The sequence below is a fragment of the Neorhizobium populisoli genome (assembly GCF_019430945.1).
Classification (GTDB): Bacteria; Pseudomonadota; Alphaproteobacteria; order Rhizobiales; family Rhizobiaceae; genus Neorhizobium; species Neorhizobium populisoli.
The window spans coordinates 266,642-290,120 of record NZ_JAHYCB010000005.1; the positions used below are offsets into that span (position 1 = coordinate 266,642).

24 protein-coding genes are annotated in these 23,479 nt (G+C 61.3%); 11 read left to right on the plus strand and 13 right to left on the minus strand.

Annotation, left to right across the window (positions count from 1 at the left end; translation table 11 throughout):
- Positions 1–115: 115 nt before the first annotated feature.
- The 8 genes from KX729_RS15450 (at position 116) to KX729_RS15485 (ending at position 8,304) form a co-directional block, all read left to right on the plus strand.
- Entirely contained in the window at positions 116–868 is a 753-nt protein-coding gene (locus KX729_RS15450; protein ID WP_219743362.1) for a FadR/GntR family transcriptional regulator, read from the plus strand.
- Positions 869–943: 75 nt separating this feature from the next.
- The gene (gene kdgD, locus KX729_RS15455) at positions 944–1,849 is read left to right on the plus strand and encodes a 5-dehydro-4-deoxyglucarate dehydratase (protein WP_219743363.1); all 906 of its coding nucleotides are present in this window, start codon (positions 944–946) and stop codon (positions 1,847–1,849) included.
- A 6-nt stretch (positions 1,850–1,855) separates the two neighbouring features.
- The gene (locus KX729_RS15460; protein WP_219743364.1) at positions 1,856–2,992 is read left to right on the plus strand and encodes a mandelate racemase/muconate lactonizing enzyme family protein; all 1,137 of its coding nucleotides are present in this window, start codon (positions 1,856–1,858) and stop codon (positions 2,990–2,992) included.
- Entirely contained in the window at positions 2,992–3,858 is an 867-nt protein-coding gene (locus KX729_RS15465; RefSeq protein ID WP_219743365.1) for an amidohydrolase family protein, read from the plus strand. The genes KX729_RS15460 and KX729_RS15465 overlap by 1 nt, the downstream gene beginning before the upstream one ends.
- A 76-nt stretch (positions 3,859–3,934) precedes the next feature.
- A complete protein-coding gene (locus KX729_RS15470; RefSeq protein ID WP_219743366.1) occupies positions 3,935–4,906 on the plus strand; it encodes a TRAP transporter substrate-binding protein in 972 nt (323 codons plus the stop codon).
- A gap of 90 nt (positions 4,907–4,996) precedes the next feature.
- Complete coding sequence (locus tag KX729_RS15475; protein WP_219743367.1) at positions 4,997–5,518, plus strand: TRAP transporter small permease; 522 nt, start codon at positions 4,997–4,999, stop codon at positions 5,516–5,518.
- Positions 5,518–6,798 carry a TRAP transporter large permease gene (locus KX729_RS15480; protein WP_219743368.1) on the plus strand — a complete coding sequence of 427 codons (1,281 nt, stop codon included), beginning with the start codon at positions 5,518–5,520 and terminating at the stop codon, positions 6,796–6,798. The genes KX729_RS15475 and KX729_RS15480 overlap by 1 nt, the downstream gene beginning before the upstream one ends.
- 72 nt (positions 6,799–6,870) lie before the next feature.
- On the plus strand, positions 6,871–8,304 hold the full coding sequence (locus KX729_RS15485) for an aldehyde dehydrogenase family protein (protein ID WP_219743369.1): 1,434 nt from the start codon (positions 6,871–6,873) through the stop codon (positions 8,302–8,304).
- Between the two features lie 216 nt (positions 8,305–8,520).
- Here the strand turns inward: KX729_RS15485 and KX729_RS15490 are convergent, their stop codons facing one another.
- The 3 genes from KX729_RS15490 to KX729_RS15500 form a co-directional block, all read right to left on the minus strand.
- Complete coding sequence (locus KX729_RS15490) at positions 8,521–9,297, minus strand: molybdopterin-binding protein (protein ID WP_219743370.1); 777 nt, start codon at positions 9,295–9,297, stop codon at positions 8,521–8,523.
- Positions 9,294–10,136 carry a cytochrome b/b6 domain-containing protein gene (locus tag KX729_RS15495; RefSeq protein WP_219743371.1) on the minus strand — a complete coding sequence of 281 codons (843 nt, stop codon included), beginning with the start codon at positions 10,134–10,136 and terminating at the stop codon, positions 9,294–9,296. The genes KX729_RS15490 and KX729_RS15495 overlap by 4 nt, the downstream gene beginning before the upstream one ends.
- An 81-nt stretch (positions 10,137–10,217) precedes the next feature.
- The gene (locus KX729_RS15500; RefSeq protein WP_219743372.1) at positions 10,218–10,481 is read right to left on the minus strand and encodes a pentapeptide MXKDX repeat protein; all 264 of its coding nucleotides are present in this window, start codon (positions 10,479–10,481) and stop codon (positions 10,218–10,220) included.
- 186 nt (positions 10,482–10,667) lie between these two features.
- Between KX729_RS15500 and KX729_RS15505 the strand changes: the two genes are divergently transcribed.
- Both KX729_RS15505 and KX729_RS15510 read left to right on the plus strand, forming a co-directional pair.
- Positions 10,668–11,216, plus strand: a complete 549-nt coding sequence (locus tag KX729_RS15505) for a sigma-70 family RNA polymerase sigma factor (RefSeq protein WP_219743373.1) — start codon at positions 10,668–10,670, stop codon at positions 11,214–11,216.
- Positions 11,213–11,857 (plus strand): NrsF family protein, encoded by a 645-nt coding sequence (locus KX729_RS15510; protein ID WP_219743374.1) that lies wholly within the window; start codon positions 11,213–11,215, stop codon positions 11,855–11,857. The genes KX729_RS15505 and KX729_RS15510 overlap by 4 nt, the downstream gene beginning before the upstream one ends.
- Before the next feature lie 64 nt (positions 11,858–11,921).
- Here the strand turns inward: KX729_RS15510 and msrA are convergent, their stop codons facing one another.
- The 9 genes from msrA to KX729_RS15555 form a co-directional block, all read right to left on the minus strand.
- Entirely contained in the window at positions 11,922–12,443 is a 522-nt protein-coding gene (msrA, locus tag KX729_RS15515) for a peptide-methionine (S)-S-oxide reductase MsrA (protein ID WP_219743375.1), read from the minus strand.
- An 85-nt stretch (positions 12,444–12,528) separates the two neighbouring features.
- Positions 12,529–13,278 (minus strand): amino acid ABC transporter ATP-binding protein, encoded by a 750-nt coding sequence (locus tag KX729_RS15520; RefSeq protein ID WP_246617624.1) that lies wholly within the window; start codon positions 13,276–13,278, stop codon positions 12,529–12,531.
- 34 nt (positions 13,279–13,312) lie between these two features.
- Positions 13,313–14,332, minus strand: coding sequence for an NAD(P)-dependent oxidoreductase (locus KX729_RS15525; RefSeq protein ID WP_219743376.1), 1,020 nt, complete (start codon positions 14,330–14,332; stop codon positions 13,313–13,315).
- A 62-nt stretch (positions 14,333–14,394) separates the two neighbouring features.
- Positions 14,395–15,180: a transporter substrate-binding domain-containing protein gene (locus KX729_RS15530; protein ID WP_219743377.1), complete on the minus strand. Its 786-nt coding sequence runs from the start codon at positions 15,178–15,180 to the stop codon at positions 14,395–14,397.
- 61 nt (positions 15,181–15,241) lie between these two features.
- Positions 15,242–15,901 carry an amino acid ABC transporter permease gene (locus KX729_RS15535; RefSeq protein ID WP_219743378.1) on the minus strand — a complete coding sequence of 220 codons (660 nt, stop codon included), beginning with the start codon at positions 15,899–15,901 and terminating at the stop codon, positions 15,242–15,244.
- Positions 15,898–16,587: an amino acid ABC transporter permease gene (locus KX729_RS15540; protein WP_219743379.1), complete on the minus strand. Its 690-nt coding sequence runs from the start codon at positions 16,585–16,587 to the stop codon at positions 15,898–15,900. The genes KX729_RS15535 and KX729_RS15540 overlap by 4 nt, the downstream gene beginning before the upstream one ends.
- A gap of 205 nt (positions 16,588–16,792) precedes the next feature.
- Positions 16,793–18,484 (minus strand): dihydroxy-acid dehydratase, encoded by a 1,692-nt coding sequence (locus tag KX729_RS15545; protein WP_219743380.1) that lies wholly within the window; start codon positions 18,482–18,484, stop codon positions 16,793–16,795.
- A gap of 12 nt (positions 18,485–18,496) precedes the next feature.
- Complete coding sequence (gene araD / locus KX729_RS15550) at positions 18,497–20,239, minus strand: L-arabinonate dehydratase (protein WP_219743381.1); 1,743 nt, start codon at positions 20,237–20,239, stop codon at positions 18,497–18,499.
- 11 nt (positions 20,240–20,250) lie between these two features.
- Entirely contained in the window at positions 20,251–21,690 is a 1,440-nt protein-coding gene (locus KX729_RS15555) for an NAD-dependent succinate-semialdehyde dehydrogenase (protein ID WP_219743382.1), read from the minus strand.
- Positions 21,691–21,917: 227 nt separating this feature from the next.
- On the opposite strand from KX729_RS15555, the gene KX729_RS15560 reads away from it, so the two are divergent.
- On the plus strand, positions 21,918–22,556 hold the full coding sequence (locus tag KX729_RS15560; RefSeq protein WP_219743383.1) for a bifunctional 4-hydroxy-2-oxoglutarate aldolase/2-dehydro-3-deoxy-phosphogluconate aldolase: 639 nt from the start codon (positions 21,918–21,920) through the stop codon (positions 22,554–22,556).
- On the opposite strand, the gene KX729_RS15565 is transcribed toward KX729_RS15560, so the two are convergent.
- On the minus strand, positions 22,553–23,431 hold the full coding sequence (locus KX729_RS15565) for an SMP-30/gluconolactonase/LRE family protein (protein WP_219743384.1): 879 nt from the start codon (positions 23,429–23,431) through the stop codon (positions 22,553–22,555). The two genes, KX729_RS15560 and KX729_RS15565, sit on opposite strands and share 4 nt — an antisense overlap.
- Positions 23,432–23,479 lie beyond the last annotated feature (48 nt).

Genomic DNA, 23,479 nt, shown 5'->3' on the forward strand with positions numbered 1-23,479 from the left:
GTCAATAACACGGAGACCTTACAGGCGCGTAAGGTAAACTTGACATATGAGTTTGCCGCAGATGTGATGGGCCATATCCTGAAAATTGCGCAGGTCTGCGACGGAGGAATGAGAAATGAGCGTTGAAACGAAACTCGATACCGGCAGGGGATCGAGGACGCTTGTTTCGCAATTAGGCGATGCGCTTCGCCAAGCGATCATTGCAGGACAGTTTCCCCCAGGCTCGCGTCTGCCGAGCGAGGCGCAATTGACCGAAACGCACGGCGTCAGCCGCACCGTCGTTCGTGAAGCGATCGCCGCATTGCGCGCCGACCGGCTTGTCGAAGCCCGCCAGGGCGCAGGCGTCTTCGTTCTGGAGCCTCCGGCAGCCAGCCAGGGCACCATGTTGTCGCTCTCTAACATCGATCTGGCCCGTGTTTCATCCATGGTCGAGCTTCTGGAACTCCGAACAGCCGTCGAAGTGGAGGCCGCAGGCCTTGCCGCATTACGCCGTTCGCCTGCACAGGAAGAAGTGATTCTCGACCGTCATTATGCGATCCGCGCCTGTCTGGAGGCCTCGCTGCCGACCAGCGAGGCCGACTTCGCCCTGCACCTCGCCATCGCGGAAGCGACCAACAATCCTCGCTTCCGCGAATTTCTGACGATGATCGGCCGCAGCCTCATTCCCCGTGCAGCCTTGCGCTCGGACGATTCGGAGAACGATCAGTCGGCTTACATCAGCCTGCTCGACGAGGAGCATAATGCCATCGTGGTGGCGATTTCCGAAGGCGACGAGGAAGGCGCGCGCGAGGCGATGCGCCGGCATCTGCGCGGTTCGCAGCTGCGCTATCGCACCCTGCTCCGCGAGATGCGCCAATCTGTAAGATGACTTGTTGACACAAGTCGGCGCGACCTGTACGACAATTCCACTCTCGGAGGAGTTGTTTACAGAGGAATTCGCATGATGTCGCCTGAAGAAATCAAGGCGGTGCTCGGCACCGGCCTGCTGTCTTTTCCTGTCACCCATTTCGACCAGGAAGGTCATTTCCAGCAGGAAAGCTATCAGCGCCATGTCGAATGGCTGTCCGGCTTCGAAGCTCCTGTCCTGTTTGCAGCCGGAGGCACCGGCGAGTTCTTCTCGCTTTCCCCGAATGAAATTCCAGGCATCGTCAAGGCCGCCAAGGAAGCCTCCGGCAAGACCGCGATCGTCTCCGGCTGCGGCTTCGGCACGCATGTCGGCGTCGAGATGGCCAAGGCCGTCGAGAAGTCCGGCGCTGACGGCATCCTGCTCCTGCCGCATTACCTGATCGATGCGCCGCAGGAAGGCCTCTACAAGCACGTCAAGCAGATCTGCCAGTCGGTCGGCATCGGCGTCATGGTTTATAACCGTGACAACTCGGTCCTGCAGGTCGATACGCTGAAGCGCCTTTGCGATGAATGCCCGAACCTGATCGGCTTCAAGGATGGCACCGGCGATATCGGCCTCGTGCGCCAGGTCACCGCCGTCATGGGCGACCGCCTGATGTATCTCGGCGGCATGCCGACCGCGGAGCTCTTCGCCGAAGCCTATCTCGGCGCCGGCTTCACCACCTATTCTTCGGCCGTCTTCAACTTCGTGCCGGGCCTCGCGGTCGAGTTCTACAAGGCTTTGCGCGCCGGCAACCGCACACGGTGCGAAGAAATCCTCAAGGACTTCTTCTATCCGTTCATGGCGCTGCGCAGCCGCCGCAAAGGTTATGCCGTTGCCGCGATCAAGGCCGGCGTGCGTCTTCAGGGCTTCGATGCTGGCAAGGTTCGCCCGCCGCTCGACGACCTGACAGCCGAAGAAGAGCAGATGCTTCTGAAGCTCATCGGCTCTCACAAGCGGTAAGCGACAATGAAGATTGTTTCGGTCCGCACCCATCTCCTCGAGCACAAGCTCGACGTCGCCTTCGAAAGCGCCTCCATGCGCTTCGATCGCCGCGCGCATGTGCTCGTCGAGATCGAGTGCGACGACGGCACGATCGGCTGGGGCGAATGCCTCGGCCCTGCCCGCCCCAACGCGGCGATCGTTGCCGCCTATACGGGCTGGCTGATCGGCCAGGACCCGCTGGAAACCGAAAAGATCTGGGCGACGCTTTACAACGCGCTCCGCGACCAGGGCCAGCGCGGCCTGACGATCACCGCCCTTTCCGGCATCGACATCGCGCTCTGGGATATCAAGGGCAAGCATTTTGGCGTGCCCGTCTCGACCCTGCTCGGCGGCCGTTTCCGCGAAAGCGTCAGGGCCTATGCCACCGGCAGCTTCAAGCGCGACGGCGTCGACCGCGTCGAGGACAATGCGACCGATGTCGCCCGCTATCGCGCCGAAGGTTTCCACGCCACCAAGATCAAGATCGGCTTCGGCGTCGAGGAAGATTTGCGCGTCATTCGTGCCGTGCGCGATGCCGCCGGTTCCGACATGCGGCTGATGATCGACGCCAACCACGGCTACGATGCTGTGGAAGCGATCCGGCTCGGCAATGCCGCCGCCGAATACGGTATCGACTGGTTCGAAGAGCCGGTCGTGCCGGAACAACTTGCAGCCTATCGCGAAGTCCGTGCCAAACAGCCGATCCCGGTTGCCGGTGGCGAAACCTGGCACACCCGCTGGGGCATGCGCGAACCGATCGAGACCCGCTGCATCGACATCGTCCAGCCGGACCTTGCCGGCACCGGCGGGTTTACCGAAGCCAAGCGCATTGCCGATCTCGCGGCGCTGCATGGTATCCGGGTCGTTCCCCATTGCTGGGGCACGGCCGTCCATATCGCTGCCGCCCTGCAGTTCATGGCGGCGATGATCCCGAGCCCGGTCCGTTTGAACCCGATCGATCCGATCCTCGAATTCGACCGCACACATAACCCGTTCCGTCAGGCGGTGATCAAAACCCCGATCGAACATGAGCGTGGCGTGGTTGCCATCCCGAACGGCCCCGGCCTCGGTATCGAAATCAACCGCGACGCACTCAAAGAATTCCGCATGGGAGATAACTGATGCTCGTCCGCACCCTTTCCGGCAACCCTCCCAAGACCAAGCTGCCGAAGGGCGCGGTCGATACGCAGATGCATGCCTATCTGCCGGGTTATCCCTCGCTGCCCGGCGGTCCGGGCCTGCCAGTCGGAGACCTGCCGACACCTGCGCAATATCTCGAATTCATGCGCTGGATCGGCATCGAGCGCGTCATCGTCACCCAGGGCAATGCCCAGCAGCGTGACAATTCCAATCTCAACGCCTGCCTTGCCGAATTCGGCTCGATCGCCCGCGGCGTCTGCATCATCGACACCACGACCTCGGAAGCCGAACTCGATGCGCTTGTCGCCGCCGGCAACGTCGGCGCCCGCATCATGGACCTGCCCGGCGGCGCCGTGAACCTCACCGAACTGGAAGCGGTCGACGCCAAGGCTGCCTCGCGCAACTGGATGGTCGCCGTTCAGTTCGACGGCAGCAACATCCTCGATCACGAAGAGCGCCTGAAGAACCTGAAGTCCCGTTGGGTCTTCGACCATCACGGCAAGTTCTTTGCCGGCGTCACGCCGGACAGCCCGCAGATCGATGCAGTCAAGCGGCTGATCGACGGCGGCAAATGCTGGTTCAAGTTCGCCGGCGTCTATGAATCGGCAAAGCAACCCGGCCCCGACTATGCCGACGTCGCAGCCGTCGCCCGCGAAATCGCAAAATACGCACCGGAACGCATCGTCTGGGGCACCAACTGGCCGCACAACCTCGCCCGCGAACAGAAGGATTATCCGGACGACGTGGCGCTGACGGATACCGTGCTCGGCTGGCTGCCCAACGACGCTGCGCGTGAACTGGCGCTCGTGAAGAACCCGGAAGAGCTTTACGGCCTGTCCGCATTGTAAGCGGCACGTCGGAGGGGACTGAAAATAACACGACCGGAGCACGGAGGCTCCGGCGGTTTCACCTGAGGAGGACAACATGAAACTTACGAAAATCCTCGGCCTCGCATTTGGCATCGCGCTCGGCGCGACCGCTGCCAATGCCCAGGTCACGCTGCGCTCGGCCGACATCCATCCGGATGGCTACCCGACCGTCGATGCCGTCAAGTACATGGGCGAGCTGCTCTCCCAGCGCACCAACGGCAAGCTCAAGATCCAGGTCATGAACAACTCGGTTCTCGGCCAGGAAAAGGACACGATCGAGCAGACCCGTTTCGGCGTCATCGACCTGAACCGCGTCAACGCTGCGCCGTTCAACAACCTCGTGCCGGAGACCACCGTTCTCGGCCTGCCCTTCCTGTTCCGCTCGACCGAGCACATGCACAAGGTCGTCGACGGCCCAATCGGCGACGAAATCCTCGCCGCTTTCGAAAAGCATGGCCTGATCGGTCTCGCTTATTATGACTCCGGCGCCCGTTCGTTCTACACGACCAAGAAGCCGATCACCAAGCTTGCCGACCTGAAGGGCATGAAGATCCGCGTCCAGCAGTCCGACCTGTGGATTGCCATGATGCAGGCCTTCGGCGCCAACCCGACCCCGATGCCGATGGGCGAAGTTTATTCCTCGCTCGAAACCGGCGTCGTTGACGGTGCTGAAAACAACTGGCCGTCCTATGAATCGGCCCGTCACTACGAAGTTGCCAAGAACTACACCCTGACCGAACACTCGCTGAACCCGGAAATCCTGGTCATGTCCAAGATCTCCTGGGACAAGCTGACCCCAGAAGATCAGAAGATCGTCCGTCAGGCCGCCAAGGACTCGGTCGTCAAGATGCGCGAACTCTGGACCGCCCGCGAAAAGTCTTCTGAAGCCAAGGTCCGTGCCGGTGGCGCAAACGTCATCACCGTCAACAAGGACGAGTTCTCGGCTGCCATGAAGCCGGTCTACGACAAGTTCGTCACCGACGCGAAGCAGAAGGCCCTGCTCGAGAAGATCCAGGCCACCAAGTAACCAGAAAAACAATGCGCCGGCCCTCCATTCGAGGGCCGGTTTTTCATTCCGGCGCCAGAGAACGCCTGCCGGATACTGGGGAACAGATCCATGAGAAATTTCATGTTGGCTATCAAGCCAATCCTGGGCGGGATCAGCCGCCTGTCGCTTTATCTTGCCGGTATCGGCATCATCGTCATGACGGCCGTCGTCGGCTGGCAGGTGTTCGGCCGTTATGTGCTGAACGACTCACCGAGCTGGTCGGAGCCCTTGTCGCTCTACCTCATGCTGTGGTTCATCATGCTTGGCGCGGCCGTCGGCGTGCGCGAGAGCGTCCACCTTGGCCTCGACATCGTCCGCTACGTCATGCCGCCCGCCATCCAGAAGGCCATGGACCTGCTCAGCCTCGGCCTCATCGTGCTGTTCGGCATCGGCATGGCCTATTATTCGACCCTGCTGGCCGCCGGCACCTGGTCGGCCACCATTCCGGTCCTCGGCTGGCCGGGCGGCGTCGATTTCATCCCCATGATCGTTGGCGGCGTGATGATCGCCATCTTCGGACTGGAACGCTTTGTTGATGTCGCGATCGGTGAGGAAATCGCCGCAGACGTCGTGGTTCAGGAAGCAGCATAATGGCCTACGCGATCCTTTTCGGTTCCTTCACCTTCCTGATGCTGATCGGCATGCCGATCGCATTCTGCCTCGGCATTGCCTCGTTTGCGACGGTCCTCTATATGGGCCTGCCGCCGGTGGTCATCTTCCAGCAACTGAACTCCGGCATGAACGTCTTCGCCATGATGGCGATCCCTTTCTTCATCTTCGCCGGTGACCTGATGGTGCGCGGCGGCATTGCCGTTCGCCTGATCCGGTTTGCGGCCGGCCTCGTCGGCCACATGCGCGGCGGTCTCGGCCAGGTCAACGTCGTGGCTTCGACCCTCTTCGGCGGCATTTCCGGCTCGGCCGTGGCGGACGCATCCGCTGTCGGCGGCCTGATGATCCCGCAGATGGCGGCACGTGGTTACGACAGGGATTACGCAGTCAACGTGACGGCCAATGCCGCGATCATCGCGCTGATGATCCCGCCGTCGCACAACATGATCCTCTATTCGATCGCAGCCGGCGGCAATGTCTCGGTTGCCGACCTGTTCACCGCCGGCATCATCCCAGGCCTGCTTCTCGCCGCGGCGCTGATGTTCACCGCTTGGTGGGTTGCCGTGAAGCGCGGTTATCCGGCCGATCCGTTCCCGGGTTTCGCCCGCGTCGGCTATTACCTTCTGGCGTCTGTGCCGGGCATCCTGCTGATCGCCATCATCTTCGGCGGCGTTCGTTCGGGTGTCTTCACCGCAACCGAAAGCTCCTGCATCGCGGTCCTCTACGCCCTCCTCGTCGCCTTGTTCGTCTATCGAGAGCTGAACTGGGAAGGTTTCGTCGAGGCCGTCATGGGTGCCGTGCGCACCACCGCCATGGTTCTGCTCGTCATCGGTACCGCAGCCTCCTTCGGCTGGCTGATGGCCTTCCTGCAGGTCCAGACGCTGATCATCGCCGCGATCGGCGCGATCTCGGACAATCCGATCATCGTGCTGCTGATGATCAACATCATCCTGCTGGTGCTCGGCACCTTCATGGACATGGCGCCGATGGTCATCATCTCGACGCCGATCCTGCTGCCGGTCGTCAAGGCTTTCGGCATCGATCCGGTCCATTTCGGCGTCATCATGATCCTCAATGCTGGCATCGGATTGAACACTCCACCAGTTGGAACCGTGCTCTTCGTCAGTTGCGCGGTGGGCGGCATCACGATCCGCGAAGCAATGAAGACAATCTGGCCTTTCTTTGGCGCCAGCCTCGCGGTATTGCTGCTGGTAACCTATATCCCCGCTTTGTCGCTCTGGCTGCCGGGCGTGTTCAAGTAAGCGGCTCACAAAGCTTCATCTACCCGGTCCCGTTTTCCCGAACGGGACCTTTCACATGAAAAGGAGAGGTCCATGACCATCTACCAGAACCTGATCGCCGGCGAATGGGTCGGCACCGAAGCCTCCAAGAACATCAGCCCGTCCGATACCAACGATGTCGTCGGCATGTACGCCCAGGGCTCGGCCGAAGACGCCAAGCAGGCGATCGCCGCCGCCAAGGCCGCCTTCCCGGCCTGGTCGCGTTCCGGCATTCTGGAGCGTCATGCGATCCTGCGCAAAGCTTCCGACGAGATCCTTGCCCGCAAGGAAGAACTCGGTGCCCTCCTCGCCCGCGAAGAAGGCAAGATCCTTCCGGAAGCGATCGGCGAAGTCACCCGCGCCGCCCAGATCTTCGATTTCTTTGCCGGCGAAGCGCTGCGCCTGACCGGTGAAATCGTCCCGTCCGCACGTCCAAACATTGGCGTCGAGATCACCCGCGAGCCGCTCGGCGTCATCGGCATCATCACGCCGTGGAATTTTCCGATCGCCATTCCGGCCTGGAAGGTCGCTCCGGCGCTCTGCTACGGCAATACGGTTGTCCTGAAGCCGGCCGATCTCGTACCGGGCTGCGCCTGGGCAATCGTCGATATCCTGCACCGCGCCGGCCTGCCAAAGGGCGTGCTGAACCTCGTCATGGGCCGTGGCTCGGTCGTCGGTCAGGCCATGCTCGACAGCCCGGACCTCGCCGGTATCACCTTCACCGGCTCGACCGGCACCGGCAAGCGCGTCGCGCTGACCTCCATCGAACATAACCGCAAGTTCCAGCTGGAAATGGGCGGCAAGAACCCGATGGTCGTGCTCGACGACGCCGACCTTAGCGTCGCCGTTGAAGCAGCAGCAAACTCCGGCTTCTTCTCGACCGGCCAGCGCTGCACGGCATCCTCGCGCCTGATCGTCACGGAAGGCATCCACGACAAATTCGTCGCGGCACTCACCGAAAAGCTGAAGACGCTCAATGTCGACAACGCCATGAAGGCCGGCAGCCATATCGGCCCGGTCGTCGACGAAAAGCAGCTGAAGACCGATACCGACTATATCGAGATCGGCAAGACCGAAGGCGCAAAGCTTGCCTTCGGCGGCGAAGTCGTCAAGCGCGACACGCCCGGCTTCTTCCTGCAGCCGACGCTCTTCACCGAAGCCACCAACCAGATGCGCATCTCCCGCGAAGAAATCTTCGGCCCGGTCGTCTCGGTCATTCGCGCCAAGAACTACGAAGAAGCGCTGTCGATTGCCAACGACACCCCATTCGGCCTGTCGGCCGGCATCGCCACGACCAGCCTGAAGCACGCGACCCACTTCAAGCGCAACTCGGAAGCCGGCATGGTCATGGTCAACCTGCCGACCGCCGGTGTGGATTTCCACGTCCCGTTCGGCGGCCGCAAGGGCTCGTCCTTCGGTCCGCGCGAACAGGGCAAATATGCCAACGAGTTCTTCACCGTGGTGAAGACGGCTTACACGCTCGCCTAAGATTGCTCAGGCATCCAAAACAAAATGAGGCCCGGCGGAAACGCCGGGCCTTTTTCGCTGACGGATAGTGCTCCGCCAGAGGAGGTTGTTATCCTTAGCCTTGTGCCGAGGAGCTAAGCCATCTCGACAAATTGGACGTGGATAGATGCTCGGGACAAGCCCAAGCATGACGAAGGAGAGCGGCAGATCTGCACCTGAAGCCTCCGACGCAAAGTCTCAAATGCCTGCATACCACTCATAGCCGCGATCTTCCCAGAAACCGCCATTGCCGCCGTAAAGCTGGCCGAGATCGGCCACCGCCTCGATACGGGTCAGGTATTTCGCCTGCTTGTAACCGAGCTGCCGCTCGACCCGGAGCCTCAACGGGGCTCCGTGCGCCACTTCCAGATCGCGGCCGTTCATCGAATGGGCAAGGATCGTCTGGGGATGAAAGGCATCGACCAGATCGACGCTTTCGTAATACCAGCCAGTTCCATCAAGCGTCTTTTCGTATTCGTCAGCACAGTGGAAGACGATGTAACGCGCCTCAGGCTTCAGCGCGACGGTCTGCAGCAGCGCGCCGAGCGGCACGCCGGTCCATTTGCCTATCGCGCTCCAGCCTTCGACACAGTCGTGCCGGGTGATCTGGGTTCGCGCTGGCATGGCCTTGAGCTGTGCCAGCGAAAACTGTGTCGGTTTCTCGACCAGGCCGCCGACTTCCAGTTTCCACGTCGAGAACTGGCTGTTCATCCAGTCCGCATATTGCGGATTGTCCGGCATACTGGTGCCATTGGCACGAAACACCGGCGACAAGTCGGCCTCGGTGAACTCCCGAGCCAAGGCATTATCGCCAAGCAGGAAGCGCTGGGTCTTCATCGAAAACCCTTCTGCGATCTTCAGAACGGATTTCGTCCGGTCGCTTTCGACCAGCGCATCGCAACCGCTCAACCCGAGCGCGGAGGCGGTCAGCGTCGAACCGATCAGGAAACGGCGGCGGGTGATGAGGCGGCTCACTGTTTTTCCTCCGGTTCGATGGCGTAATAGCCGGTGATCATGGAACGCAGGTTGTTGAAGACGCCCGACAGGATGACCATCGCCACATGCACGATGACGAAGGCGACGAGCGAGAAGGCCGTCAGGAAATGGATGGTGCGGGCCGATTGCCGGCCGCCGAACAGATCCAGCAGCCAGGGCGCCATCGCATCGAAGCCCGGCGACATCGTCAGCCCCGTTCCAATCATCAGCGGCAGAAGCAGGAAGATCACCGCCAGATAAGTTAGCTTCTGCAGCGTGTTGTAATGCCGTGCCTCCGGCCCTTTCGGAAACCGCAGCCGGGCATGGTTGACCACTTCATGGCCAAGATGCGCGGGCGTCAGCTCTTTACCTGCAGGCACCAGATCGCGGCGGAAATGCGGGCTGAGAAAACCATAGGCGAGATAGGCGAAACCGTTGATGACGAACAGCCAGGCGAAGAAAAAGTGCCAGCGCCGCCCGGTTGCGAGATCCTGATAGCTCGGAATGGTCAGCCAGGCCGGAAAACCGCGTGCCGTAGGCTCGCCATCGACATTCGAAACACCGAGAAACCCGGTCGTGTCGAAGGTGAAAGGCCCGACATGCGTCAGACCCTTAGCCTGATCGCCGTCCTGAACCCCTTCCATGGCGATGAAGGACGGATCGTTGTCGGCACCATACTGCCCCCAATAGAGCGAAGGATGCGCGTTGAAAATCTGCAGCCCGCTGAACAGCAGCACGGTCAGGCACAGCACGTTCACCCAATGGGACAGGCGAACGAGAAGGCTGTGTCGGTAGATGAGCGTCCGGCCGGTTTCCATACCGGCATCGATCGTCGCCATGATTGTCTCCGGAATGAATGAGGTCCGTCGAAAGAGAGCACGCGGCCGCCGTTAGAAAAGTTTCAGCGGCCGCGACGAGGATTACTTCATGGCGTCGCAGGATTTCATCATGTCGGACTTCTTCATCGAATCCTTCTCCATGCCGGCCTTGTGCATGCAGTCGGCCTTGGTGCCGCCAGTCTTCATCGCATCCGTCTTCATGCTGTCCTTCGACATGGCACCGCTCTGCATGTTGTCCTTCTTCATCGTGTCGGACTTCATGGCGTCCTGGGCGGAAGCAACGCCGGCCAGCGAAAGGCCGATAACGAAGGTGCAGGCTGCAACGGCGGAAATGATCTTGGTCATGGAGGTTCTCCTCGGATTGTGTATCGTGTCCGCCGACTGGTTGCCGAGGGCTCACATCCAATCATTCGAGGCGAGATGGAAAAGCGTTACAGCTTCACGCCCATGTGATAGACCTGTGATGCCGCTTTTATTTTTACTTCTCCCTGTAACCATTTACGTGCTTCTTCGAATGAACTCCGTAACAGCATGACGACAGCCCATTCGGAAGAAGCCCTGAAAGCTTTGATGCTTCTTTCCCTTGACGGGGACGAGGCAGCCTATCGGCGTTTGCTCACCGCCCTGCGCGTCCTGTTGGTCGGATATTACGGCCGGCGCATGGGCGCGGCGACGAAAGCGGACATGGAAGATTTGGTCCAGGAGACATTGCTGGCATTGCATTCACGCCGGTCGACCTATGACCGCGACCGCCCCTTCACGGCCTGGTTCTTCTCGATTGCCCGCTACAAGCTGATCGACCACCATCGCGGCCGCGGCGGACGCAGGCTGGTCGAGATCGAGCTGAACGAAGAGATCGAAAGCGATTTCAGCGAAGACGCTCTGACGGCGCGCATGGATGTCGAGCGGCTGCTCGACGGCCTCACGCCCAAACAGCAGGAACTGATCCGGCAGGTGAAACTGGAAGGCCAATCGGTCGCCGATACCGCCAGCCGCACCGGCCAGTCGGAATCGGCGGTCAAGGTGAACATTCACCGAGCCCTCAAGGCACTGGGAGAGAAATTGCGAGGCGGATCGTGAGAGACACGGACGATATCATCAACAGCCTGGCAAGCGGCCTGAAGCCCGTGAAGCGCGACGCGCTGCGTGGCCGTTTCCTGATGGGCGTGCTGCCCGCGCTGTTCGTTTCGCTTCTGCTGATGCTGACGATCGTTGGCCTGCGGATAGACATGGCGCAGGCGCTGATGCTGCCGGTTTTCTGGATCAAGTCCGCCTATAACGCCCTGATCGCCATCACCGCGTTGTGGGCGACCTACCATCTGGCGCGGCCGGATGGGTCCCAGGGCCGCTTCTTCAAAACGCTCGCAGCGATCTTCCTTGCCATGGCAATCGTCGCAGCCATCCAGTTGATGGTCGCGCCGCCACAAACCTACAATCATATGATCTTCGGCTCGTCGGCCCTTCATTGCCCGTTCCTGATCTTCGGCTTTGCATTGCCGATCTTTGCGGGCATCAATTGGGTGCTGCGCCGCGGCGCGCCGACCGATCTGCGTCTCACCGGTTTCATCGCCGGCATCGCTGCCGGTGCTGCCGGCGCCTGGGTCTATTCCTGGTTCTGCACCGAAAACGGCATGCCCTTCGTGTTGATCTGGTATTCGGTCGGCATTCTTCTCGTCGGCGGTCTTGGTGCCCTCACCGGCCCCCGCCTGCTGCGCTGGTAGCAGATACGAAAACGCCCGGCGGGCAAAGCCAACCGGGCGCAATATCGGACAATGTCAGCAATCGTTATTCGGCGGCCACATTGGCACGCTTCGGCAGCTTCCAATTCGGACGCGGGAAGTGGCATGTATAACCGTTCGGATAACGGACCAGATAATCCTGGTGCTCCGGCTCCGCTTCCCAGAAATCGCCGACCGGTTCGACTTCCGTGACAACCTTGCCGGGCCACAGGCCGGATGCGTTGACATCGGCGATCGTGTCTTCGGCAACAGCCTTCTGCGCGTCGTTTTCATAATAGATCGCCGAGCGGTAGCTGGTGCCCAGGTCGTTGCCCTGGCGGTTCTTGGTCGACGGATCATGGATCTGGAAAAAGAATTCCAGCAGATCGCGATAGCTCGTCTTGGCCGGATCGAAGATCACTTCGAGGGCTTCCGCATGGGTGCCGTGATTACGATAGGTGGCGTTCTTCACATCGCCGCCGCTATAGCCGACACGGGTGGAGATCACGCCCGGAATGCGGCGGACCAGATCTTCCATGCCCCAGAAGCAACCGCCTGCCAAAACGGCACGTTCGGTGGACGTCGTCATGCTTTCCTCCTTCGGTTTTCGGATGTGACCCTAAAATGGCGATCCGCAGGAGAATATTCAATATGGAAGAATAGCGGCGTTTTCCTCAATGCAGGATCTGACTGAGGAAAAGCTGCAGGCGGGCATGTTTCGGCCGCTGGAAAAATTCGACCGGTTCGTTCTCCTCGATAATCTGTCCTTGATCCATGAAGATCACCCGGTTGGCGACCTGTCGGGCAAAGCCCATTTCGTGGGTGACGCAGATCATCGTCATCCCGTCCTCGGCAAGCGACACCATCGTGTCCAGCACTTCCTTGACCATTTCCGGATCGAGCGCCGAAGTCGGCTCATCGAACAGCATCACCTTGGGGTTCATGCAGAGCGCGCGAGCGATAGCCACACGCTGCTGCTGGCCGCCGGAAAGCTGGATCGGATATTTGTCAGCCTGCTCCGGGATGCGAACACGTTCCAGATATTTCATCGCGAGCGCGCGAGCCGCCGGGCGGTCCATCTTGCGCAGCCAGCGCGGCGCCAGCATGCAGTTTTCCGCCACCGTCAGATGCGGGAAAAGGTTGAACTGCTGGAACACCATGCCGACTTCCCGACGCACCTCGTTCATCCGCCGCGTCTCACCGTTGAGCTCGATACCGTCGACGGTGATCTTGCCGCTTTGGTGTTTTTCCAATTGGTTGATGCATCGGATCAGCGTCGACTTGCCGGAGCCGGAAGGCCCGCAGATGACAATGCGTTCGCCGCGCTTCACCGTCAGGCTGACATCCTTCAGGGCCTGAAAGGCGCCGAACAGCTTGTTGACGTGTTCGAGGACGATGGCGTTTTCGGGCATGGCATTCGTCATGCGGATCTCCGGACTTCGGGATAAAACTGGTGTGTCATCGGTAGCTCGCCGGCTTGCTGCGCATCTTGCCGACGGTCTCCCGGCGAGCCTGCAAAAGCCGCACCGGTGGAAGCCCGGCGAGTATCAGTGCGAGATCGTCGAGGATCATCTCGGCAGCGGTGGAAAGTGCCGCCCGCATGCCGCCGGCGCGATGCGGGGACAGCAGGATTTTCGAGCGGCGGATCGGATCGTCTGCCGGGATCGGCTCCGTCGGAAAGACATCGGTCGCGATCCTCAGCCTTCCCTTGTCCGCCATATCGAGTAGCACGTCGAAATCGGCGATCCCTGCCCGGCCGACCAACACCAAAGCCGCATCCGGCCGCATGAGTTCGAGCGTCGTGCGATCGAGAAGATGCTGGTTTTCGGACGTCACCGCAGCGGAGACGAAAACCGTATCGCAGCGTGAAAGCAGTTCTTCCAGCGCCACAGGCTCGCAGCCCTCCTCGCGGATCGCGCCTGCCGGCAGCCACGGATCGTGGACGAGTATCTTGACTGAAAATCCCGTTAGCAATCTGCGAATGGCCCGGCCGATCGAACCGAAGCCGATAATGCCGATCGTCGAGCGGGTGATCAGCCCCGCATGTGCATTTCCCCGCGAGCCATAGACCTCACCGCCTGTCCTGACACTGGCATCGGCTGAGGTAATTCCGCGCGCCAGATCGAGCGCCAGCCCGATCGCCATTTCCGCAACCGGATACGCGAAAGCCGGCGCGATGGAGAGAACAGAGACCCCCGCCTGAAAACAGTGATCGTAATCGACATTCGGGAAGAAATTCCCTTCGATATTGATGACGGTCCGCAGCTTCCCGGCCCGCCTCAACCGCTCCTCCGCCAAATCCGGCTGACCGATGATCGCAACGGCTCGATCGATCACCGCATCCAGCGAAGCGGGATCGTTGCGACTATCGATCCGCACGATCTCACCCAGCCCTTCCAACCGCGCGAACTGCTGCGTGTCGAACACGGCTTCCACCGTGCGCGGAAAGGGATCGAGAACGATCAGATCTTTCGCCATATCGCATCATCCGCAGGAAGCGGCCGGGCCATCCAGCCCGGCCTTATGATACCAGGACCCGGTCAGAGCGTCGGCAACTGGCCGAGCGTGACCTTGAGGTATTGCTGTGAAATCTCTTCCAGCTTGCCGCTCTGCTTCTGCAGGAACAGGAAAGTGTTGAGATAGTTCAGGAGGTTGGTGCGGCCAGGCGCCACCGCCATCGCCATATAGGGGCTGCTAAGGGTGAATTTCGCCTCGTAGCTCTTGCCGGGATCCATCTGGTTCAGAGCCGGCGGAACGAGCATGCCGGCCCCGAGAAGATCGGCCTGGCCGGTGACGAGCGCCTGCAAAGAGCCGGCATCGTCATCGAAACGCAGGATGGTCGCCTTGGTCGCATTCGCCGTGACGATCTGGTCCTGCGGCGAGCCGCGCGGAACGGCGATCTTCATGCCGGCGGTATCGGCAAAGCCTGCGACTTTCTTCGCTTGCGGCGCGATCAGCACCAGCGCGTTCGGCGCATAAGGGTTTGTGAACCAGACCTGCGCGGCACGTTCGGCGGTGATCGACAGGGTCGAGATGATCACATCGGCGCGGCCGGCAAGCAGCGTCGGAATGCGGGTCGGGCCGGTGACCTGCTCGACCTTCAGCTTGACCTTCAGGCTGTCGGCGAGCTGCTGGCCAAGCGCCACGCCAAAACCGTCCGGCTGCTGCTGGGCATTGAGATAACCCCAGGGCGGCGTCGTCATGTCGACGCCGACGACGATCTCGCCGCGCTTGATGATATCGCTCAAGTCCTGCGCCTCAGCGGTGGCGGCAAGACCGACCGCGCCGAGGCAAACGGAGATAACCATTCCCAATAATCTTTTCATGCCATCCTCCTCCAAGGGTTCTTGTCGGCGACAGGCCTCCTCCGGCCGATCGCCTCTTCGGTCAGGCTCGCTTCTGGCTGCGACCGAGTTTCCTTTCCAGCGACTGGCCCCAGAGCGAGAGCGGCCAGCAAAGAACGAAATAGATACAGGCGACGAAGCCGTAGACGATCAGCGGCCGAAGCGTCGAATTGTTGATGAACTGCCCGGCCCGCACGAGCTCGACGAAGCCGATGATCGCGGCCAGCGAGGTCGTCTTGATCAGCTGCACCAGAAAACCGACCGTCGGCGGCACCGAAATCTTCAGCGCCTGCGGGGCAACGACAAGCAGGATCGTCAGCGGCTCCGGAAAGCTCAGCGCCCGCGAACCCTCCCATTGATGCTTGGGTATCGCCCGGATGCAGCCAATCCAGATGTCGCAGAGATAGGCCGACGAATAGAGCGAGAAGGCTATCAGCGCCGCCGTCCAGGCCTCGAAGCGGATGCCGAACAGGCTGCCGCCATAAAACACCAGAAACAGCTGCATCAAAGGCGGCGTCGCCTGGAAGAACTGCACGTAACCGATCGCCAGCCAGCCCAGCGGGCGAAACGTCACAAGTCGCATTGTCACCAGAAGGAGACCGACGATGGCCCCGCCAACGATCGCGAAGGCGGAGAGCAGCAGCGTCCAGCGGGTTGCCGACAGGATGTAGAGAAAGTCGTTGGGACCGAGCTGATGGATCACAGCACACCCATGCGTTCACGCGGGCCGCGGGCCAGGAAGAGATTGTAGCAGACCGCAAAGAGGATACGGAATGCGAAGACGATGACGAGGTAGATGAAGGTCACCACCACATAGACCTCGATTGTCCGAAAATTCGCCGAGGCGATACTGTTCGCAACCGACGTCAACTCGTTCGCCGAGATCGCCGCCGCCAGGCTCGAACCAAGCAGGATCATCGTGAACTGGCCGGCCAGCGGCGGATAAATGACCTGTAGCGCCGGCACCAGCACGATCAGGAGAAACACCTGGAAAGGCCCGAACCCGAGAGCCGCCCCCGCTTCCGTCTGCCCATGCGGCACGGATTCCACGCCTGCGCGAATAATCTCCGTCGCGTAGGCGCCGAGATTGACGACCATGGCGAGCAGCGCCGTATTGGTCGGCGAAAGATAGATGCCGAGCGTCGGCAGGCCGAAAAAGAAGAAGAAAAGCTGCAACAGGAAGGGCGTGTTGCGGATCACTTCCACATAGACGCCGAAGACGATGCCCAGCCATCTCGGCCCCGAGGACTTAGCCCAAGCACCAATAATGGCGATCAGACAGCCGAGCACGATCGCTTGCAGCGACAGCAGGATCGTCAGCCACGCGCCATCGAGAAGCTGATCGAAAGCCTCCGACAACCAGGCAAAACTGAGCGTCTGCTCGTACATCCTCTCTCCCTTTGAGGTGCGTTGGCGCTTTTCCATCGAGCGCTCTCGCGCTCTACCGACTGCACTGCCAAAGCCGCCAGTCGCCCTTGAGCGACTGCGCTTCTCCGCCCGACGCTCCATCCCAGAATGAAGCATCATAGACGGCATCTATTTTGTCAACAATATTGGCAACATAAATCTACGACAGATATCACCTTCAGGTGACTCAGTAGCCGGCCTTCAGAAAATCCAAGTCGCAGCCTTCTTCAGCCTGCGTGACATGGCGATTGTAAAGCCCGAGCCAGCCACGCTTTTCAGCCGGCGGCGCAGGTGTCGGAACGCGAGCCGCAAGCTCCGCCTCATCCACCAGAAGCTCCAGCCGCCGCTCCTTGACGCTGAGCCGGATCATGTCTCCGGATTGGACCTTCGCCAGCAGACCACCGGCGGCGGCTTCGGGCGAAATATGCAGGATGATCGTGCCGTAAGCCGTGCCGCTCATTCGCGCATCGGAAATGCGCAGCATGTCCTTCACACCCTTGCGGGCGAGCTTGGCGGGGATCGGCAGATAGCCGGATTCCGGCATGCCGCAGGCCTTCGGCCCGGCATTTTTCAAGACAAGAATATCGTCTTCCGTCACATCGAGATCGGGATCGTCGATGCGGTTGGAAAGATCTTCCAGCCCGTCGAACACCACCGCCCGGCCCGTCTTCTCGAACAGGTTTTCATCGGCCGCAGCGCGCTTCAGAATTGCACCCTTCGGCGCCAGATTGCCGAACAGCGAGATCAACCCGCCATCGGCACGGATCGGATTGTCGACCGGCCGGATGACCTTGCTGTCGATCCAGCCGTCTTCACTCGGCACCAGATCGGCAAGTCTCTCACCGGTGACCGTCGTCGTCGTGAGGTCGAGATGATTGCCGAGCCGGCGCAACAGCCCGCCGACGCCGCCGGCGTAAAAGAAGTCCTCCATATAGGCTTCGCCGGTCGGCTTCAGGTCGACCAGAACCGGCGTCGCATCGGAAATGGCGTTCAGCGCATCAAGATCGACCTTGAGGCCAAGCCGCCCGGCGATCGCCGCCAGATGGATGATCGCATTGGTCGAGCCGCTGATCGCCAGCAGCGTTTTCACCGCATTGTCGATCGTCGCCTGAGTGATGATGTCCTTGAAGGTCCGGCCGGATTCGACCAGTTCCATGGCTGCCACGCCGGAAGCCTCGGCAGCACGCAACCGGTCGGCATGCACGGCAGGGATCGCGGCGGTACCCGGCAACATCAGCCCCATGACTTCCAGCATGATCGCCATCGAGCTTGCGGTGCCCATCACCGCGCAGGTGCCGGCCGTGGTGGCAAGCGAACCTTCGACCTGATCGATTTGCTTGTCTTCGATATCCCCAGCCCGATAACGCGCCCAGAAGCGGCGGCAGTCGGTGCAGGCTCCGAGCCTTTCGCCCTGATAACGCGACGTCATCATCGGCCCGGTGGCGAGCACAATCGCCGGCTTGTTGGCGGAAATGCCGCCCATGGTGAGCGCCGGTAGCGTCTTGTCGCAACCACCGACCAGCACGACTGCATCCATCGGCTGAGCGCGGACCATTTCTTCCACATCCATGGCCATCAGATTGCGGAAAACCATGCTGGTCGGATTGAGGAAAACCTCGCCGAGCGACGTAACCGGAAACTCCAGCGGCAGACCACCGGCCGAGAGCACGCCGCGCTTCACGGCTTCGACCAGATCCGGCACACCGCGATGACAATTGTTGAAGCCGCTCGCCGTCCAGGTAATCCCGACGATCGGCTTTTGCAGCATGGTCTTGGAATAGCCCATCGACGATGCGAAAGAGCGCCTGAGATAGGCTGCGAAACGCGGATCGCCGTAGTTTGTCAGTCCGCCTGTTATACCCTGCCCGGTCTTGGCCATGTTGACGGTCCTTTACGAAAAACGAGCTTCGGGATCCGACGTTTCGCCGGATTTCGCCAGGAAATCGAGGTCGCAGCCCTCATCCGCCTGCAGCACATGCTGCGAGAACAGCGCGCCGTAACCCCGTTCGTAATGCGGTGGCGGTGGCACCCATTCGGCTTGGCGTCTGGCGAATTCCTCTTCGGAAACCAGCAGATCGAGACTGCGCGCATCGGTATCGAGGCTGATCATGTCGCCGTCCTGCACGAGCCCCAACGGCCCGCCGACACGGCTTTCGGGACAGACATGCAGGATGCAGGTGCCGTAACTCGTGCCGCTCATGCGCGCATCGGAAATCCGCACCATGTCGCGCACGCCTTTTTCGAGGAGCTTCTTCGGGATCGGCAGCATGCCCCATTCCGGCATGCCCGGCGCTCCGGTCGGCCCTGCATCCTGCAGAACCAGCACGCTGTCCTCGGTGACTTCGAGGTCGGGATCGTCGATCCGCGCCAGCATGTCCTTGAAATTCTTGAACACGACGGCCGGACCGGTGTGCTGCAGAAACTTCTGGCTCGCCGCCGCCCGCTTCAGCACCGCTCCGCGCGGCGCAAGATTGCCCTTCAGAACGACGAGACCACCTGCCGCATAAATTGGATTGCTGACCGGGCGAATGACATCGTCATTGTAAGGCGCAAAACCTTCCAGCTCGTCGCCAAGCGTGCTGCCGGTAATCGTCATGCAAGAGAGATCGAGATGATCCTTGATCACCGAGAGCAAAGCTCTCAACCCGCCGGCATAATAGAAATCCTCCATCAGGAATTTCCCGGACGGCTGCAGATTGCAGATGACCGGCACGGCCTCCGCAGCAGCAGAAAAATCATCCAGCGTCAGCTCAAGCCCGAGCCGCCGCGCCATGGCGATAAGGTGGATCAACGAATTGGTGGAACCTGACAGCGCCATGTCGGTGACGACGGCGTTGAGGAAACTGTTCCGGCTCACGACATCGCGCGGCCGCAGATCCTCCCAGACCATCTCGACGATCCGCCGTCCCGCCATACTCGCCATCTGCGAATGGGTGGAATCGACGGCCGGAATAGAGCTTGCTCCGGGCAGTGACACGCCGAGAACGTCGGCAAGCGAGGTCATGGTCGAGGCCGTGCCCATCGTGTTACATGTGCCGGGCGAACGCGCCGTGCCTTCGCCGAACCCGCGCCAGGTCTTCTCGTCGATCTTGCCCGCCCGGAAATCGGCGAGCGCCGCCCAGGTGCTCGACCCGGTGCCGAGATTGCGCTGGCCGCGGAAATGACCGGAGAGCATCGCGCCGGCCGGCACGAAGATCGCCGGGATGTTCATGCTCGCCGCGCCCATCAGCAGCGCCGGCGTTGTCTTGTCGCAGCCGCCCATCAGCACGGCACCATCGATCGGGTGCGAGCGGAGAATTTCCTCCGTGTCCATGGCGAGCAGGTTGCGATAGATCAGCGTGCTCGGCCGCACATAGGTCTCGCCGACGCTGAGCGCCGGCAGTTCGACCGGAAAACCGCCCGCCTGCCAGATGCCGCGTTTCACCTCCTCCACCCGCTGCGGAAAATGCGTGTGGCACGAGTTAAGGTCGGACCAGGTATTGACGATGCCGATCACCGGCTTGCCCTGAAAATCCTCGCTCGTATAGCCCATCTGCTTGGTGCGGTAGGACTTGTGATTGCCCGGTTGACCAGATGCGCCGAACCAGCGCTGGCTGCGTAGTTCGGCAACGGTGATCTTCTTTTTCTCGGTCATCTGGCTTGCCTTCAGAGCAGACGCGTATGCGTGAACTTGATATTGAGATAGTCGTGGATCGCGGTCGGCCCGCCTTCGCGGCCGTAACCGCTCTGCTTGACGCCGCCGAACGGTCCTTCGGGGATGGCGACGGCGCAGGTATTGATCCCGACCATGCCCGCCTCGATCCGCTCGGACACCATCGTCGCCGAGGTCAGCGAGCGGGTGAAGATATAGGATGCAAGCCCCGCTTCCAGCGCATTCGCATGGCCGATCGCCTCTTCCGTATCGGAAAAGGTCATGATCGGCGCGACCGGCGTAAACGGTTCTTCGATGAGGATTTCGCTCTCCGGATCGACATTGCGCATCACCGTCGGCTCGAAGAAATAACCGGCATTCACACCCTTCGGTCTGCCGCCGCCACAGAGGATTTCGGCACCACGCTTGCGTGCGTCCGCGACGATCGCTTCGGCCCAGTCGCGCTGCCGCGACGTCGTCAGCGGCCCCATCGTGACAGAGCGGTCGAGACCGTCGCCAAGCTTCAGCTTCTTCGCGACCTTGACGAAACCATCCGTGAATTCGTCCGCTAACCGCTCATGCACATAGAAACGGCTCGGTGAAGCGCAGACCTGACCGGCATTGCGGAATTTCGCGAGCGCCGCCGCTTCCGCCGCCTGTGCCACATCCGCATCTTCGAGGACCAGAACCGGCGCATGGCCGCCGAGCTCCATCGTCATCCGCTTGACGGTTGCCGCACTCTGCTGGATCAGGATTTTTCCGACCCGCGTCGAGCCGGTGAAGGAAACCTTGCGCACTGCGGGTTCCGCCATCAACGGCGCGATGACATCCTCCGGCGTACCGAACAGCAGCGTCACCGCCCCCTCCGGCAGGCCCGCATCGACACAGCATTGCACGAGTGCCGCGACACAGGCCGGCGCCTCTTCGGCAGGCCGCACGATCACGCTGCAGCCGGCGGCGAGCGCCATGCAGATCTTGCGGGCAGAAAGATTAATGGGAAAATTCCAGGCCGTCAGCGCCAATACCACGCCGACCGGCTCATGGGTCATCAGGCCGCGACCACCGGGGCCGCGTGAATTGACCGTTTCACCCGTCAGCTGCCGCGCCTGATCGGCCGCCCACTCGAAATGTTCGGCAGCGGAAATCACTTCGAGCTCAGCCTCGACGATCGGCTTGCCCGTTTCCAGCGTCAGCAGCCGCGCAATCTCCGGCATCCGCTCGCGGATCAGTCCAGCGATCTTGCGCAGCATGTCCGAACGCGCCCAAGGCCCGACCTTGCGCCACAGGCCAAAGCCGCGCTCCGCCCAGGCCAGAGCCTCCTTGGCATCCGCGCTGTTGGCAAGCGAAACCGCGCCAAGCACTTCTTCCGTGGCGGGATTGACGACATCAAGCAGCGGCCCGCGGCCCTCACGGCGCGCGTTGCCGAACACCAATGCCGGTGCGTGATAGTTCATACTTTTCCTCCCCGTCGGGCCTGCGTCGCATCTCACCCCTTCCCCAAGACGATGCTTCGAGAAGTGCCGCAAACCGACCTTTCATCCGTCAGCATCAACATCACAACATGATTGTCAACAAAATAGTTGCCGATTTTTTCGCGACGTGGCAGTTTTCCCGCCGACATAAAAATCACTAGGGTGAGCTGACCGCGCACTCGTAACCGCTTCCCAAGGAGCCTGCCGCAATGTCCAAATACCCCGTCGCCGAGATGATCGCCCCACACGCCAAGCTGATCCCGGTCCTGCATGTGGAAAATCCAGACCATGCCGAACCGCTTCTGGAGGCGCTGGTGACGGCGGGCATCAAGATCCTCGAAGTGACGTTGCGCAGTGCCGCCGGCCCGGAAGTCATCCGCCGCATGAAGGCGATGGGCAGCGATGCGGTAATCGGCGCAGGCACGGTTACGAGACCGGAACAGCTGAAGCCGGTCATCGATGCTGGCGCGGTCTTCGGCGTCAGCCCGGCGCTGACGCCCGCGCTGGCCGAAGCCATCAACCACTCCGGCCTGCCCTTCCTGCCGGGTATCTGCACGCCGAGCGAGTCGCTCTTCGCCCGCGAACAGGGTTTTCACGAACAGAAGTTCTTCCCGGCCGATCTCTTCGGCGGCATGAACTTCATCAAACATGTCGAGCCGCTCTGGCCGGACGTGCATTTCTGCCCGACGGGCGGCATTTCCGACCAGAACTCCAGCCAGTATCTGGCACTGCCGACCATCTTCGCCGTCGGCGGTGGCTTCCTCGCGCCCAAGGACCTGATCGACAAGGCCGACTGGAAGACGATCCACGAGCGCGGCAAGGCCTCCGTCGCTGCGGCCGGCCGCTAACCTTCGAACAACGGCTCCGGCAATCCGGCGACATCCAGCTCGATCGCAAAGATGTCGCCGGCATGCGGCTCTGCTGCTCGCTCCTCTGCGCTCATGCCTTCGTGGGCAGTGGTGATGAACAGCGTCCGATAATCCGCCCCGCCAAAGGCGCACATGGTCACCCGGCTGGCAGGCACCTCGATCAGCCGGTCGAGCCGGCCATCCGGCGTAAACCGCGCCACGCAGCCGCCCATCCAGCGGCCACTCCAGTAACAGCCTTCCGCATCCACCGCGCCGCCGTCCGGTCGTCCGGGTGCGGTGCCGTCATCCTGAAAGACACGTCGGTTGGTTGCGGCGCCCTCCTCGCTGTAGTCGAACCGGAAAATCTGTCGCCGCCCGCCATCGACCCAGTACATTGTCCGGCCAGAAATATCGAAGGCAAGCCCGTTCGCAATCGTGCTGTCGTCCATGACTTCGGCGACTGTTCGGTCCCTATCGACCCGCCAGAGCTTTGCCGAAGCTGCATCCCGCGTCAGGTTCATCGAGCCGGCAAGAAATCGTCCTTCGCGATCGCATCGACCGTCGTTGAACCGATGTTTTGAAAGACCGGCCTCCGGTTCGGCTATTTCTTCCAGAAGACCGGCCTCGGGATCGAAGAAGGAAAAGCCGTGTTCCATGGCGATGATCAGCCCGCCGCCTCGTCGGAGAGCAAAGCAGCCGGCCCTTCCCGGCATGTCGAAACTCTCATGCCTGCCGCTTTGCGGATCAAGCCGATGGATTTTCCGGCCCGGGATATCGGTCCACCAGAGACTTTGCCCCGCCTCGTCCCAGACCGGGGACTCACCCGTTTCGCTCTGGGCCGCAAACAGAAGTTCCGCCTTGTCCACCCTCACCATCGGCATTCCTCTCGACTATGCTGGAACGACCGTGGCAACAACCAATCA

Excerpts from the sequence above, each read along its gene's own strand:
- KX729_RS15460 (WP_219743364.1), top strand. The coding sequence starts at position 1,856 with ATGAAGATTGTTTCGGTCCGCACCCATCTCCTCGAGCACAAGCTCGAC.
- KX729_RS15525 (WP_219743376.1), bottom strand. The coding sequence starts at position 14,332 with ATGGCGAAAGATCTGATCGTTCTCGATCCCTTTCCGCGCACGGTGGAA.
- KX729_RS15545 (WP_219743380.1), bottom strand. The coding sequence starts at position 18,484 with ATGGCCAAGACCGGGCAGGGTATAACAGGCGGACTGACAAACTACGGC.
- KX729_RS15505 (WP_219743373.1), top strand. The coding sequence starts at position 10,668 with ATGACGACAGCCCATTCGGAAGAAGCCCTGAAAGCTTTGATGCTTCTT.
- KX729_RS15475 (WP_219743367.1), top strand. The coding sequence starts at position 4,997 with ATGAGAAATTTCATGTTGGCTATCAAGCCAATCCTGGGCGGGATCAGC.
- KX729_RS15520 (WP_246617624.1), bottom strand. The coding sequence starts at position 13,278 with ATGACGAATGCCATGCCCGAAAACGCCATCGTCCTCGAACACGTCAAC.
- araD (WP_219743381.1), bottom strand. The coding sequence starts at position 20,239 with ATGACCGAGAAAAAGAAGATCACCGTTGCCGAACTACGCAGCCAGCGC.
- KX729_RS15530 (WP_219743377.1), bottom strand. The coding sequence starts at position 15,180 with ATGAAAAGATTATTGGGAATGGTTATCTCCGTTTGCCTCGGCGCGGTC.
- KX729_RS15495 (WP_219743371.1), bottom strand. The coding sequence starts at position 10,136 with ATGGCGACGATCGATGCCGGTATGGAAACCGGCCGGACGCTCATCTAC.
- KX729_RS15560 (WP_219743383.1), top strand. The coding sequence starts at position 21,918 with ATGTCCAAATACCCCGTCGCCGAGATGATCGCCCCACACGCCAAGCTG.
- msrA (WP_219743375.1), bottom strand. The coding sequence starts at position 12,443 with ATGACGACGTCCACCGAACGTGCCGTTTTGGCAGGCGGTTGCTTCTGG.
- KX729_RS15470 (WP_219743366.1), top strand. The coding sequence starts at position 3,935 with ATGAAACTTACGAAAATCCTCGGCCTCGCATTTGGCATCGCGCTCGGC.
- KX729_RS15485 (WP_219743369.1), top strand. The coding sequence starts at position 6,871 with ATGACCATCTACCAGAACCTGATCGCCGGCGAATGGGTCGGCACCGAA.
- KX729_RS15465 (WP_219743365.1), top strand. The coding sequence starts at position 2,992 with ATGCTCGTCCGCACCCTTTCCGGCAACCCTCCCAAGACCAAGCTGCCG.
- KX729_RS15555 (WP_219743382.1), bottom strand. The coding sequence starts at position 21,690 with ATGAACTATCACGCACCGGCATTGGTGTTCGGCAACGCGCGCCGTGAG.
- KX729_RS15450 (WP_219743362.1), top strand. The coding sequence starts at position 116 with ATGAGCGTTGAAACGAAACTCGATACCGGCAGGGGATCGAGGACGCTT.
- KX729_RS15480 (WP_219743368.1), top strand. The coding sequence starts at position 5,518 with ATGGCCTACGCGATCCTTTTCGGTTCCTTCACCTTCCTGATGCTGATC.
- KX729_RS15500 (WP_219743372.1), bottom strand. The coding sequence starts at position 10,481 with ATGACCAAGATCATTTCCGCCGTTGCAGCCTGCACCTTCGTTATCGGC.
- KX729_RS15565 (WP_219743384.1), bottom strand. The coding sequence starts at position 23,431 with ATGGTGAGGGTGGACAAGGCGGAACTTCTGTTTGCGGCCCAGAGCGAA.
- kdgD (WP_219743363.1), top strand. The coding sequence starts at position 944 with ATGTCGCCTGAAGAAATCAAGGCGGTGCTCGGCACCGGCCTGCTGTCT.
- KX729_RS15540 (WP_219743379.1), bottom strand. The coding sequence starts at position 16,587 with ATGTACGAGCAGACGCTCAGTTTTGCCTGGTTGTCGGAGGCTTTCGAT.